The sequence below is a fragment of the Pectobacterium sp. IFB5596 genome (assembly GCF_021432585.1).
Taxonomy (GTDB): Bacteria; Pseudomonadota; Gammaproteobacteria; order Enterobacterales; family Enterobacteriaceae; genus Pectobacterium; species Pectobacterium punjabense.
Window position 1 is genome coordinate 551,963 of the sequence record NZ_LXFY01000001.1, and the last position, 13,828, is coordinate 565,790.

At 48.2% G+C, this 13,828-nt stretch carries 13 protein-coding genes and 1 pseudogene; 9 read left to right on the forward strand and 5 right to left on the reverse strand.

Going from position 1 to position 13,828, the window contains the following annotated elements; all coding sequences use genetic code 11:
- The first annotated feature begins 116 nt into the window (after nt 1–116).
- The 3 genes from A6301_RS02630 (at nt 117) to A6301_RS02640 (ending at nt 4,664) form a co-directional block, all read left to right on the forward strand.
- Complete coding sequence (locus A6301_RS02630; RefSeq protein WP_107167519.1) at nt 117–1,670, forward strand: PAS domain-containing methyl-accepting chemotaxis protein; 1,554 nt, start codon at nt 117–119, stop codon at nt 1,668–1,670.
- A gap of 329 nt (nt 1,671–1,999) precedes the next feature.
- Nucleotides 2,000–3,553, forward strand: a complete 1,554-nt coding sequence (locus A6301_RS02635) for a PAS domain-containing methyl-accepting chemotaxis protein (RefSeq protein WP_205542646.1) — start codon at nt 2,000–2,002, stop codon at nt 3,551–3,553.
- A 118-nt stretch (nt 3,554–3,671) separates the two neighbouring features.
- Entirely contained in the window at nt 3,672–4,664 is a 993-nt protein-coding gene (locus A6301_RS02640) for a 2-hydroxyacid dehydrogenase (RefSeq protein ID WP_107167521.1), read from the forward strand.
- A 33-nt stretch (nt 4,665–4,697) separates the two neighbouring features.
- Here the strand turns inward: A6301_RS02640 and A6301_RS02645 are convergent, their stop codons facing one another.
- Complete coding sequence (locus A6301_RS02645) at nt 4,698–4,988, reverse strand: DUF333 domain-containing protein (RefSeq protein ID WP_107167802.1); 291 nt, start codon at nt 4,986–4,988, stop codon at nt 4,698–4,700.
- Between the two features lie 546 nt (nt 4,989–5,534).
- Between A6301_RS02645 and A6301_RS02650 the strand changes: the two genes are divergently transcribed.
- On the forward strand, nt 5,535–5,807 hold the full coding sequence (locus A6301_RS02650) for a hypothetical protein (RefSeq protein WP_107167522.1): 273 nt from the start codon (nt 5,535–5,537) through the stop codon (nt 5,805–5,807).
- A 197-nt stretch (nt 5,808–6,004) separates the two neighbouring features.
- Here the strand turns inward: A6301_RS02650 and A6301_RS02655 are convergent, their stop codons facing one another.
- Nucleotides 6,005–6,373, reverse strand: coding sequence for a hypothetical protein (locus tag A6301_RS02655; protein ID WP_234257048.1), 369 nt, complete (start codon nt 6,371–6,373; stop codon nt 6,005–6,007).
- A gap of 189 nt (nt 6,374–6,562) precedes the next feature.
- Between A6301_RS02655 and A6301_RS02660 the strand changes: the two are divergent.
- Nucleotides 6,563–6,720 (forward strand): annotated as a pseudogene (locus A6301_RS02660) (site-specific integrase); the annotation flags it as partial.
- 77 nt (nt 6,721–6,797) lie between these two features.
- Nucleotides 6,798–7,733, forward strand: a complete 936-nt coding sequence (gene ttcA, locus A6301_RS02665; protein ID WP_107167524.1) for a tRNA 2-thiocytidine(32) synthetase TtcA — start codon at nt 6,798–6,800, stop codon at nt 7,731–7,733.
- 121 nt (nt 7,734–7,854) lie between these two features.
- On the opposite strand, the gene A6301_RS02670 is transcribed toward ttcA, so the two are convergent.
- The 3 genes from A6301_RS02670 to A6301_RS02680 all read right to left on the reverse strand — a co-directional run bounded on the left by A6301_RS02670 (nt 7,855) and on the right by A6301_RS02680 (nt 11,199).
- Complete coding sequence (locus tag A6301_RS02670) at nt 7,855–8,031, reverse strand: hypothetical protein (RefSeq protein WP_165800617.1); 177 nt, start codon at nt 8,029–8,031, stop codon at nt 7,855–7,857.
- 444 nt (nt 8,032–8,475) lie between these two features.
- Nucleotides 8,476–9,459, reverse strand: coding sequence for a zinc transporter ZntB (zntB, locus tag A6301_RS02675; RefSeq protein WP_234257049.1), 984 nt, complete (start codon nt 9,457–9,459; stop codon nt 8,476–8,478).
- A 123-nt stretch (nt 9,460–9,582) separates the two neighbouring features.
- The gene (locus A6301_RS02680) at nt 9,583–11,199 is read right to left on the reverse strand and encodes an ABC transporter substrate-binding protein (protein WP_304622709.1); all 1,617 of its coding nucleotides are present in this window, start codon (nt 11,197–11,199) and stop codon (nt 9,583–9,585) included.
- Between the two features lie 169 nt (nt 11,200–11,368).
- Between A6301_RS02680 and mpaA the strand changes: the two genes are divergently transcribed.
- The 3 genes from mpaA to A6301_RS02695 all read left to right on the forward strand — a co-directional run bounded on the left by mpaA (nt 11,369) and on the right by A6301_RS02695 (nt 13,826).
- Nucleotides 11,369–12,088 carry a murein tripeptide amidase MpaA gene (gene mpaA / locus A6301_RS02685; RefSeq protein WP_107167527.1) on the forward strand — a complete coding sequence of 240 codons (720 nt, stop codon included), beginning with the start codon at nt 11,369–11,371 and terminating at the stop codon, nt 12,086–12,088.
- 79 nt (nt 12,089–12,167) lie between these two features.
- Nucleotides 12,168–12,671: a thiol peroxidase gene (gene tpx, locus A6301_RS02690; protein WP_005972398.1), complete on the forward strand. Its 504-nt coding sequence runs from the start codon at nt 12,168–12,170 to the stop codon at nt 12,669–12,671.
- A gap of 372 nt (nt 12,672–13,043) precedes the next feature.
- Nucleotides 13,044–13,826, forward strand: coding sequence for a hypothetical protein (locus A6301_RS02695; protein ID WP_234257050.1), 783 nt, complete (start codon nt 13,044–13,046; stop codon nt 13,824–13,826).
- The last annotated feature ends 2 nt before the right edge of the window (nt 13,827–13,828 follow it).

Consider the following 13,828-nt stretch of genomic DNA (forward strand, 5'->3'; position numbering starts at 1 on the left):
CTCGCCGTAAAAAAGCCATGAGCAACCTGAACCATTACCGCTATCTGCTGATTCATCTTCGTGGGTATGCCTCATGTTAAATCAGTATTCGGACACAGCATATCAAGGACTGCTTTATGCGTAATAACACCCCAGTCACCGACCATCAACTCCCTCTTTCTGAAAAAACCAGACTTATGTCGGTCACCACGCCAGAAAGCCACATTACCTACGCAAACAAAGACTTTATTGATGTCAGCGGCTATAGCATGGATGAGTTAATGGGACAGCCCCATAATCTTATCCGCCACCCGGATATGCCACCAGCCGCCTTCGCGGATATGTGGAAAACGCTGCGTGCAGGTAATATCTGGACAGGAATTGTGAAGAATCGGCGTAAAAATGGCGACCATTATTGGGTAAAATCCAGCACCACGCCGCTGAGAAAAGGCGGTGAGATTACCGGATATATGTCTGTGCGAACCGCAGCATCAGCCGAAGAAATTCATCAGGCAGAGGCGCTCTATGCCAGCGCGAACAGCGGTAAATTAAAATACCGCACCTTCCACCATGGTCTGCTCATTTATACCGGACCATTGCGTGCCCTGAGCCTTTTTAAAACCATGTCGCTACGCTGGCGTATCCGCAGTTATTTTCTGCTTTTTAGCCTGCTCCCACTCGTCGCCGCCTATGCGCTATTAGCGGGAACCGCCTTGGCATCCGTACTCTTCCCGCTGCTCATTGCCTGCTGTTTTATCAGTGGTGAACTTCTGGTGCACCATGTCGCGCGCCCTATTGAGCAAATCTTGTCTCAGGCTATGCGTTCCGCCGCCGGACAAGCAGACAACCTGACACAATTTAACCGCGTGGATGAAATTGGCATGTTAATGCGCGCGGTAAACCAGTCCGGCATGAATTTCCGCACCTTTGTGGACGATGTGAACACCAATTTGAGCGAGTTGAAAAACGCCTGTAATGAAATCGCGCAAGGTAACCACACGCTGGCACGGTGCTGTGAGGAAACCGAAGAAAGCCTGCAACAAACGGCGGCGTCCGTGGAGCAACTAACCGCAACGATCAAAAGCAACGCGGAAGCCTCGCTTCAAGCCTCAATCTATACGCAGGATGTGAATCAGGCCGTCAACTCTGGCGAGCAGGCTGTGAGCCAGGTCTCTGATACCATGGAGACCATCACGCGTTCCAGTGAACGCATTACAGATATTGTCAGCGTCATGGATAACCTTGCGTTTCAGACCAACATTCTTGCCGTTAATGCTGCCGTCGAAGCGGCACATGCGGGAGAACAGGGTAAAAGTTTTGCGGTCGTCGCCAGTGAAGTTCGCTCTCTGGCACAGCGTAGCGCCACCTCTTCCAGCGATATTTCGACTATCATCGACGAAACGCTGAATAGCATTCGCACTGGTGAACAACAGGTCTCACATACGCACAAATCCATGAGCAATATTCTACTTCAGGTACAACATGTCACCAATTTAATGAATGAGATCAGCCTCGCAACGCAGGAACAATCTCAGGGACTGGAACAAATAAATGAAGCGGTAAATCGCATTGATGAACTCACGCATCAAAACACCGCACTGGCCAGCCAATCGCACTCGGCTACCGATCATCTGCAACAGAAAATATCGAGTATGGTACAGGCAGCCTCTGTCTTCAGCCTTTCCCGATAACCTCGTTTTCACGGGCGCTCACCTCTGGGCGTCCATCATCTGATCCCCATCATTTAACGTACGTTGCCCACAGTGCAAATTCGCAGAGTCATAATATACTTAACAAATGAATGCTTTTGGTCATCGGCACAAGCGCTTGCAGCGAGTCAAGCCAGACAACTAATTTCCTGAAGAAAAAATAACATTAGAAATTAGTAACAACAGATAAGTGTCCTCACTAATTATTTCAGAAATATTGCCGTTAATTAAAGAGCATTAATCGCTTTTCAGTGAGTTCATGGATCTAAAAACATCATATTTATGCTTGCTTATACTAAAAGGATCAATAAATGCGTAAGAATTTTCCTGTCAGTGATATTCAGTATTTATTAGATGAAAAAGCCAAGCTAATGTCGGTTACGACTACCGATAGCCATATCACTTATGCAAATGACGATTTTATTGATGCCAGTGGTTACGACTTTGAGGAGATTCTCCACCAACCTCATAATATCGTTCGCCACCCAGACATGCCCCCACAGGCGTTTGCCGACATGTGGGCAACGCTGAAGGCCGGTAAAATCTGGACTGCTGTCGTCAAGAATCGCCGTAAGAGTGGCGATTACTATTGGGTGAAAGCGAGTACAACACCGCTGATGAAGGAAGGGAAAATAACCGGGTATATGTCGGTGCGAACACGCGTGTTACCGGAAGAGGTTCGACAAGCAGAGTCACTTTACCGCCGAATGAACGAGGATAAATTAAAAAACCGTCGGCTCTATCAGGGATTATTGATTTATAAAGGGCCGTTAAAACTTCTTAGCTTATTTAACGTCATTCCCGTACGTTGGCGGATACGAAGCTACATTTTCCTTTTCATGCTCTTCACGCTACTTTTCTTACTTACTACCCTTCCTCTTACTACACCGCTACTCGTTTTTGTTTTAGTGCTACTCGCTGGAGCGACAATAACCAGTGAATTATTAGTTCAGCACCTGGCAAAACCACTAGAAAAAATTCTCCACCAAGCTATTAATTCTGCATCTGGGCAGGCAGATAATTCGTTTCAACTTAATAGAGTGGACGAAGTCGGTATGCTATTACGCGCCGTCAATCAATCCGGTATGAATTTCCGCACGTTTGTCGATGATGTCAACGGCAAGCTGGTAGAATTGCGTCACGCCTGCGGCGAGATTGCATCGGGGAATTACACGCTAAGTCAGCGCTGCGAAGATACCTCACAAAGTTTGCAATCTACCGCTTCCTCAGTGGAACAACTGACCGCGACGATTAAAAGTAACGCTTCGGCTACCCAGTTAGCGACACGCTGTGCCAGTGATGCCAATCAGGCCGTCGATGCGGGAGAGAAAGCAGTCAGTCAGGTAACGGACACCATGGCGACCATGACTCGTTCCAGTAAAGAGATCACCGATATCATCAGCGTGCTGGATAATCTGGCGTTCCAGACAAATATTCTGGCGCTCAATGCGGCTGTAGAAGCCGCGCATGCTGGGGAACAAGGCAAGAGCTTCGCCGTCGTTGCGGGGGAAGTCCGTATTCTGGCGCAGCGAAGTGCCGCCGCAGCCAAAGACATCGCAGAGATCATTGATGCCACCATTACCAACATTCACACCAGCGATAAATTGGTCAATCACACCAGCCAATCAATGCAAAATATACTGACGCAGGTGCAGCAGGTTACGCAGCTCGTGAATCAAATCAGTCTGGCGACACAAGAGCAATCACAAGGGCTGGGGCAAATTAACTCAGCGGTGAATAACATTGATGAATTAACCCGCCAGAACACCATTTTGGCTACCCATTCCAGTTCTGCCATCAGCAGCTTGGAACAACAGATTGCTACCATGTCTGAAGCCGTGTCGGTCTTCAGCATCCCTCGCTAAACCCGCTCTTACGCCGTTACACCTCTTATTTGCAAACCGTTACTGTCAGTCAGGTAACGGTTTGTCACCGCCCGATTTTCTGATAGCTTAATCTGAGGATTTTTCGGAGAAACTATCAATGAAACTGGCAATTTACAGCACTAAGCAGTACGACCGTAAATATCTGGAGCAGGTCAATCAACAGTTTGGCTATGAACTGGAATTTTTTGATTTCATGCTGACCTCGCGCACCGCAAAAACAGCCGCGGGCTGTCAGGCCGTTTGCATCTTCGTGAACGATGACGGCGGCCGCGAAGTGCTGACCGAACTGGCAGAGTTAGGCATCAAAACGCTGGCGTTACGCTGTGCTGGTTTTAACAATGTCGATTTGGAAGCCGCCAAGGAGCTAGGTATCAGCGTCGTACGCGTTCCTGCGTATTCCCCTGAAGCCGTCGCCGAACATGCGGTGGGTCTGATGCTGACACTTAACCGCCGTATTCACCGCGCTTATCAGCGTACCCGCGACGCGAACTTCTCTCTAGAGGGGCTGATTGGGTTCAACATGCATAACCGGACAGCGGGCATTATCGGCACTGGAAAAATCGGCGTAGCTGCCATGCGTATTCTGAAAGGCTTTGGCATGCGCCTGCTGGCTTTCGATCCCTATCCGAACCCACAGGCATTGGAGCTAGGCGCGGAGTATGTCGATCTCAAAACGCTGTATGCCAACGCAGACGTCATCTCCCTGCACTGCCCACTGACGCCGGAAAATCACCATCTGCTCAATCAGGCGGCCTTTTCACAAATGAAAAATGGCGTCATGATCGTCAACACCAGCCGTGGCGGATTGATCGACTCGCAGGCCGCTATTGATGCGTTGAAGCAGCAAAAAATTGGCGCGCTGGGGATGGACGTCTATGAAAACGAGCGCGATCTCTTCTTTGCCGATAAATCTAACGATGTGATCCAGGACGACATTTTCCGCCGCCTATCGGCGTGCCACAACGTACTGTTTACCGGGCATCAGGCTTTCCTGACCGAAGAAGCGCTGACCAGCATTTCTCAAACCACGCTACAGAATCTGAAAGACATCAGCCAGAACACGCCCTGCGCCAATCTGGTTACATCTTAACTTTTCCTGCGGCAGTGTAAACTGCCGCAGGACTTACCCTGCCGGACAACTGCCATTCATCAGCGATTGCTCACTACAGCGCTTGCCATTGGCTAACTGACAGGCCCCCACGCTTGCACCATCAAGCTGTCTGGAAACCGCCATCGTCCCACCAATCAGCGTACAGTTAACGTCAATCGGAGAACTGCTTTTCAATAGCACGGCGACACTTTCATCATCATTTTGCGTGGTTTTTTGTTGGGTAGCCGCCGTACTTTCACTATGATTGCTGCATCCCGCCAGCAACAACGCAGCAGCAGTACATAACCATGGCAATAATTTCATGTTTTGGCCTCGGATCGGGTGGGCTGTCGCTTCCGGCACTACACTTTGCGCCATAGCCCAGAGAATGACTTTTCAGATAAAGACTATATCCATCAAGCCTCACATCGGCAACCGCGATCGTGAAGTAAAAGGTATACGCCCCTAAGTCGGAACCAGAGGCGACGACAAAACCATCACTCATCAGTCGAAACGATGTGGCAAACGTCGTGCTTTATTCACGCTCAGCACGCTTCCATGAATTTATCTTTAAAATAGGAGGGTTTATCTATTTTATTAAATAAACTCAGCAGCCAGTATTTTAAATAATTCTAATAATGATTAGATATAAAATCATTTCATTTATCATGATTGCATCTCTTTCCTTCACTAGAAATAAAAATGCAATTATTGTTTTTTTGATATCTCTAAGATTTATTTATATAAAGAAATCGATAGATAATCATTGCTGAATAAAACCACATCGAATAACATCACTCCAGTGCTCTCGGAAAGTAAATAGAGCATAACAGCAATAACATTATCAATAAAATTCAATGAGGTGAAATAATGTCAGATCAACTTCTTGGTGGATGGACTGCTTTTCGTGATTTGGATGATGCAGATAAAGCGCTTTTTAAATCTACCGTACATCTGCTGGGCGTGGCTTACACCCCTTTGTTTGTCGCAACGCAGGTGGTGTCCGGTACAAACTACTCCTTCCTGACCAAAGGCACGGTAACATCGCCAGATGCACCGCTAAAAATTGTCAAAATCCACATTTATAAGCCATTAAGTGGCGATGCGCATATTACTAAAATTGAAGAAATTCTGCCGCAATAATATATAATTAAAGAGATGACACCACGGTTGGATTACTTCCCTGTCCGTGGTGTTATTTTATAATTCAGTTTTTATAGAATGACACTGACTTTCTTAGTTACCCAGACTTTCCTATTTTACTTGAATATCCACTCAAAGGCGTTTTGACACCGTTTCTTTATATATTGATTGATCATTGATCAAGCAAATCTATGTGCTCAGAAAACCAGTAACGCAAAGACTATAATCAACCCATTAAAGATCGCCGAAACTCCCACTATCACACAACCAGCAGCTAAAATACGCAGCAGAAATCTCTTAACCTCTCCTGATAATTTCCGCGCCAGACGCCAGAATCCCATGCCAATATTAGCGACATAAATACCATAAAAAACCATAGCGGCTATCGCAAGGTATCCCACCCTAACACTGCCGTCTGTAATATATGGGACTAAAAGATGATCGATAACAGCCAGAAGCAACGCAATAGCAAGATGCCCAAATGTACCTTCTACTCCGCAGTCTCCACGCGCGATCTTCGCCAGCCAGTGGTTACTTTTGATATTTTCTGAACGAACAAAAATCATAACTCTTCCTTAAGTTAATAACGCCATAAACCAATCTAAACGATGCTTATACACCGAACAACGTAGGAAATGAATATCCTTTTTTTTCAATAACAAGAAACATAACGCCGACATGAAGCGAGCCATAACGTCATTGCCAGACAACCCTCTGTAGTGATTTGCTGAGCATGAAACCATCTGTGCCGAACACGACGTTATGACCTTACCGAAATACAATATTTACGGTTCGTTTTTCTACCTTGAGTGAGCAAAAAGTTAGCGACTCTTTCTCGTCCATCGGGCAATTGTGGAACACTTCAGTAAAACGATCTGGCATTCGTCGCCGTAATCCGTACCATACACGCCATGATCGTGCAGAGCGTGTTGGCGCCTGCATTGAACCGTTTTCTATCCGCAACGCCTTTTGCAACGAGCACAGATAAAAATGCAAGAAAATCAACAGATTAACCAGAAACAACAATACAATCTCAACAAATTGCAAAAGCGCCTGCGTCGTAACGTCGGCGAAGCTATCGCTGATTTCAATATGATTGAAGAAGGCGACCGTATTATGGTGTGCCTGTCCGGTGGGAAAGATAGTTTCACCATGCTGGAAATTCTGCGCAATCTGCAACAGAGTGCGCCTGTTAACTTTTCTCTGGTCGCGGTGAATTTGGATCAGAAGCAGCCAGGGTTTCCAGAACATGTCCTACCGCAATATCTTGATAGCATCGGCGTGGAGTACAAGATCGTCGAAGAAAATACCTACGGTATTGTGAAAGATAAGATCCCAGAAGGCAAAACCACGTGTTCACTGTGTTCACGCCTGCGTCGCGGGATTTTGTACCGTACCGCGACGGAACTCGGCGCGACAAAAATCGCCCTTGGTCACCACCGCGACGATATTCTGCAAACGCTGTTTCTGAACATGTTCTACGGTGGAAAGCTAAAAGGTATGCCGCCGAAGCTGATGAGCGACGATGGCAAACATATCGTTATCCGCCCTCTTGCCTACTGCCGTGAAAAAGATATCGAACGTTTCGCAGAAGCACGCCAATATCCGATTATTCCGTGCAATCTATGCGGCTCGCAGCCAAATCTACAACGTCAGGTGATTAAAGATATGCTGCGCGACTGGGATAAACGCTATCCTGGCCGTATTGAGACCATGTTCAGCGCCATGCAGAACGTTGTACCTTCTCATCTTGCCGATCATGCGCTGTTCGATTTTAAAGGCATTCGCCACGGTAGCGACGTGGTGGATGGCGGTGATTTGGCTTTTGACCGTGAAGAGTTACCGTTACAACCTGCTGGCTGGCAGCCGGAAGATGATGACGAGGTACCGCCACTCGCCCGCCTTGACGTGCTGGAAATAAAATAAGCGCGACATTCTCGTGAGGGAATGGCATTACCGTAAAGAATAGAGACACGGTGGTAAGAAGCAGCGATTGCTATTTCACCACCGTGTTTTTTATTGCCGTTTTCTGTTACGTAGCGTGCCGCTATCGGTCTTGCGGTGGTTCAATTACAGGTTCGTGTTCCGGCCCTGTCGGTGGTGGATCAGGAATGGGCGGAGGATCGGGAAGCGGACGAGGTGTCGGATCGTTCGGTATAATGGGAATCGGTTCAACCGGAACCGTGTCAGCTTGCAGATAATCCGTCGCGTCTTGAGTGAGCATATTTTCCTCCTCGGTGTTGGATAATGTTAAGGCAAATCCAGCTACTGAAGCAGTACAGACATGCGTTACGGCTGGTCAAACAACGCCAGCGCGTTCTCTTAAGCGTAGTAAGCTAATGAATAAAATGCCAAAGGCATTTTATAACGTCGCTTGCGACGGCCCGAAGGGTGTGGCTTGGGATGAAATGGGAAGGCCAGATCGAGGGACAAAAAAAAGCCGACAAAACTGTCGGCATGGTGTGAATCAATTGTGCTATGCAGTAATTCAAAAAAGGAAGTAAGACAATATGGAGCGCAACGCCCATCGCTTGACGTTGCATTCACCTGCGGGAATGATAGTGCCGCACAACAAGGTAAAAAATGTTGATATTGCTCAATTTACGCGTGGTTTTTTAACCCTTCGCGACAGTTTGTGAGTATCTACGCTCCCACTCACCGCAAGTCGTTATAGCCATTTACTGCGTTTTAACCACCATGCAACGCCGCCCACCAATATCACCAACATCAGGCAGAACGTGAAAAAACCAAACGGTGCATCGCCGCCGGGAATTCCCCCCAAGTTGACGCCAAATAGCCCAGTTAAGAACGTCGTCGGCAGGAAAACCATCGCCAAAAGCGACATCGTATAGGTACGGCGGTTCATCGCTTCGGTCATCAGCGCAGTGATTTCATCCGACAGTACCGTGGTGCGCGCAATACTGGCATCCAAATCCTCCAGCCCGCGCCCTAATCGATCGGCAATTTCCTGCATTCTGCGGCGATCGTCATCCTGCATCCAGGGCAGTTTCTCGCCGGAAATACGCGAAAATACATCACGCTGTGGCGTCATATAGCGGCGTAACACGATAAGCTGTTTGCGGATCAGCGCCAGCTCGCCGCGCGGCGGAATCTTTTGCTCCAGCAAGTCGTCTTCCAGATCAATGATTTTCTCATGCAAATCATCAATGAACTCGCTGGTATGATCGGTCAATGCTTCCGCAATCGAGACCAGCCAATTTCCGCTATCGGTCGGGCCATTGCCTTCCTTCAAATCGGTAAGAATCTCGTCGATCGCCAGTATTTTACGGCGTCGGGTAGAGATAATCAGCTTGTCGGTAATAAACACGCGAACGGCCACCAGTTGATCCGGTCGCGCATTGGCATTCAAGTTAATGCTGCGTAGCGTGATCAGTGTACCTTCACCCAAACGCGTCACTCTGGGACGAGCGCTTTCCCCCGCCAACGCATTGCGTACGCTATCCGGCACCAGCATCGTTTTATTCAACCAGCGCACGCTGGCAGGCAAGGTTGAATCCAGGTGTAGCCAGCAGGGCTTCTCACTGTTAACCACATCCTGCTCGCCAATCGGAGTCACGCCCCCCTTTCCATCCAACTGATACGCATGAACCGCACCGCTGTGTTGCAACTCTTTTCCTGCCAAGAATTCCACGTCTTGCCTCCAACGGCTTTGCTATCAGTTCTTTTGCTATCAGCTCTGCGATTTGCTAACCAGCATGGCTCTCATAACTACGCTGACTTTATCGCCACACCACGGGATATGTTGGTACGAAACCTAATGTTTTTCGATGTAAAGCATGTGGCTATATGCCACATCTTCAGGGTTAGTAATGGGGTAGCCTTTCACCCACGGCTTGATCAAGCGTCCGTTGGTATATTGATAGATTGGCGCAATCGGCGCTTCATCCATCAGCAACTGCTCTGCCCGGTTGTAATCCGCATTCAGCGCCTGCGGGTTAGTTTGATTACCCGCTTCATCCAGTACGCGATCGTAACTCGCATTTTTAAAGCGAGCGATATTGCCACTGTGGTGCGAAGTCAGCAGTGAAAGGAATGTCGAGGGTTCGTTGTAATCACCGACCCAGGACGCCCGCACGACGTCAAAATTACCGCTATTACGGCTGTCGATGTAGGTTTGCCACTCTTGGTTGGACAACCGTACGTCAACACCTAATGTCTTCTTCCACATAGATGCCACGGCAATCGCGATCTTCTGGTGGCTTTCCGACGTGTTGTACAACAGCGATAATTTCAGCGGATTGTTTGGACCATAGCCCGCCGCTGCCATCAGCGCTTTTGCCTGCGCATCCAGCTCATCCTGAGAATATTGCTGCAACAGGCTTTCCGTAGGTTTGAAGCCTGCGGTGACATCCGGCGTGAAGTGCCAGGCCGGCTTTTCTCCTGTTCCCAATACTTTTTCTGCAATCACTTTTCGGTCGATGGCATACGACAGCGCTTTTCGCACCCGGACATCATTGGTGGGAGCACGTTGCGTGTTAAACGCGTAGTAATAGGTGCCAAGCTGATCCGGCGTATAAACCTGGCCGGGTAAATCTTTCAGCAGCTTCTGGTACAGATTTTTAGGAAATGACTCGGTGATATCGATGTCACCAGACAGATAGCGTTTGGTCGCGTTTGACTCTTGATTGACTGGAACAAAAGTCACCTTTGTCAGGCGCGTGTTAGCATTATCCCAATAATATTGATTCTGCGTAAGCACCAGCTTCTCGTTAACAACACGGTGATCCAGCTTAAACGCACCATTTCCGACCAGATTTCCCGGTTTCGTCCAGTCATTTCCGAATTTTTCTACCGTGGCCTGATGTACCGGAAATAGGCTGAAATTTGCCGTTAGGCTGACAAAATAAGGCACTGGCTTGCTGAGTTGCACTTTCAGCGTATGGTCATTAACCGCGGTCACACCGAGCTGCTCAGCAGGCATGTTGCCGGCGAGAATCTGCTCAGCGTTCTGAATCCCTGCAAGTCGGGCAAACCAGGCGAATGACGAGCTGTTTTCAGGCGTGACCAGACGACGCCAGCTATAGACAAAATCGTTTGCGGTGACGGGTTCACCATTAGACCAGCGGGCATTATCGCGTAGGGTAAAGATAAACGTGCGGTTATCGGTCGTCTGCCAACGCAGCGCTACGCCAGGGACGATGTTACCCTTGGCATCCTGATTGACCAGCCCTTCAAACAGATCGCGCGCCACTTGCGCTTCCATCAACCCCACCGCTTTTATCGGATCGAGAGAAGCGGGTTCATCTTTAATGTGGCGAACAATTTCCTGTTTCTCAGCCAGAATCGTTCCCGCTGGAACCTGCGCCGCAACAGCATTGCCCGCCATGGCCGCCATCAACGCGGCATAAAATGCAGAATATCCATGGTGCATGATGATTTGACCTGAAAGTATAATGAAATGATTGAAGAATATAATAGTCAGAAATCATCGCTATCATCCAGCAATACGCCTGCAATTTGTCAATCCGTATCACCGTTTGCGTCTCTGGAGCGATTTTTTTATGATAAAACGCATCCATCGGTAACCACAGGGCGATATCATGGAAAACACAATTATTCCTCTTCAGGCTCGCCAGCAACGAGGTAATTTGCCGTCGCTGGGTGAACCTTATGGAAAATCGCTGCTGGGCGCACCATTACTCTACTTTCCAGCCGAATTAGCGCCTTCAGAAAGCGGACTGATTATTGCCGGAACACACGGTGATGAAACTGCGGCCGTGGTGGCGCTTTCCTGCGCGCTTCGTACCCTATTTTCAGGCCAGAGACGCCATCACGTTGTTCTTGCGGTCAATCCTGATGGCTGTCAGTTGGGTCTACGTGCCAATGCTAACGGCGTCGATCTGAATCGCAATTTCCCAGCCAGCAATTGGCAGCCGGGGAGTACGGTTTATCGCTGGAATAGCGCCGCAGATGAACGTGATGTCGAGTTATCCACGGGAGAAACCGCGGGCTCAGAGCCGGAAACGAAAGCCCTTTGCACGCTGATTGAGAAACTTAATCCGCGCTGGGTTGTCTCTTTTCATGAGCCACTCGCCTGTATTGAAGATCCGCACCGCTCCGAACTGGGTCGCTGGTTGGCGCAACAGTGCGAGCTGCCGTTAGTATCGAGTATCGGCTACGACACACCCGGCTCTTTCGGAAGCTGGTGCGCCGATCGTTCGCTTCATTGCATTACCGCTGAGCTTCCGCCCATTTCGGCAGATGCGGCCAGCGAATGCTACCTTAACGCGATGGTCGCGTTGCTAAGCCAGCAATTTTAATCGTAATTTTTATACCAATGTTGCTAATGTTGCCCTAAACTGAGCAGCGTGTTAATCACCTGTAATTAAGGACGCAAACATGTCACAGAACGTACATTTTCAAGGCAATCCTGTGCCAGTAGCAGGGTCATTTCCAGCTAAAGGAAGCAAAGCACCCGCATTTACTCTGGTCGCTAAAGACCTGTCAGATGCTTCACTCAGCAACTATGCTGGCAAACGCAAAATCCTGAACATTTTCCCAAGCATCGATACCGGTGTTTGTGCCGCGTCCGTGCGTAAATTCAACCAGTTGGGTTCTGAACTGGATAACACTGTTGTTCTGTGTATCTCTTCCGATCTGCCGTTCGCGCAGTCTCGCTTTTGCGGCGCGGAAGGTCTGAACAACGTGGTTGTACTGTCTACCCTGCGTGGCGGTGAATTCAAAGAAAGCTATGGCGTCGCTATCGCCGATGGCGCACTGAAAGGTCTGACCGCTCGCGCTGTCGTGGTGCTGGATGAAAACGACAATGTGCTGCATAGTGAACTGGTGAACGAAATCACCACTGAACCAGACTATGACGCTGCGCTGGCTGTACTGAAATAAGTCACGCTGTAAGTTATTCGTACTGATAATTGTGAAGAAACGGCTGCTTGCGCAGCCGTTTTGTTATCTTAATATCTATCGATTCCCCATACATATAATTGGGTTATTTGATTGATCATATTATCTCTATTCGAACATGAATTTTTATTAATTATTCATTTTATCACGCTTATGATATGAATGAATTAATTGTTCTATAACATCTACATTTTATATCAACGTCCTCGCCAGATTTTGGCATTTTTATCACAGCAAATACGATGCCAATAATAAAAACTATTTCCCATGTGGAATAATAGATATGGAAAATAGGAAGTAATTGCACCATGGCTAACTCTGATATGTTAGTGCTATTCACAGGAGTGATCGCTGTTGAGAACATTGTTACTTCCCCTTCAAATAGTCGCTTTATTTTCTGGGCTTGCTTTTAGCCAGAGCAGTGAAGCGTCATTCACGTTTGATCCACAAAAGTGCCACATCCCTGACCCTGAGGGCAAAGCCTATGTTGCCTTGCGCGATACGGTATTCCATATCTCTATCGACCAGCTCAGCATCCTGCACGACCCTGTTTTACGCGATGGCGAAACCCTGCCACTCCCGCCCGATCCTAGCGAGCCTCTCGGGTGTAAAGGCAATCCGCTAAGCCAGCAAAGTTTATTGTTCAGCCGCAATTTCAACGGAAAGCTGGGAGACCGTCCTGACTGGCCCAAAGCCTGGCCGTTACGGAAATTTCAGCTATTCAGCTCAACGCCGGATCATTGGGGGGTTCAGCTAGATAATCGCCATGACAAGATGTGTGAAATACGACCAAAACAAACAGGGCTAGTTCCTAACATGACGGCCTGTTTATATGAGAAAAACCCTGCACGCCCGGATCGATATGACGTGGAGGAGGCAGGAAGCTGGATGATTGATCCTGAGGTATATTCCGCCCCTTTTAATCAGAGACTCGCTATTTTTTGTATGTTTGCCATTTCTGGAGGAACCGACTGCGAAGTAGGCTATAAAATTTTCCCGACGGTGAACCTTCGCTATGAATTTAACCCCAAGGAGTTTCCGCTTACCGAGGTTATTAATTTTGATAAACATCTGAGAGCCGAACTAGAACAGGCTGTGGTTAAAGATTATCCCTGGAAGAAGAGCGCCCCTAATTGAAC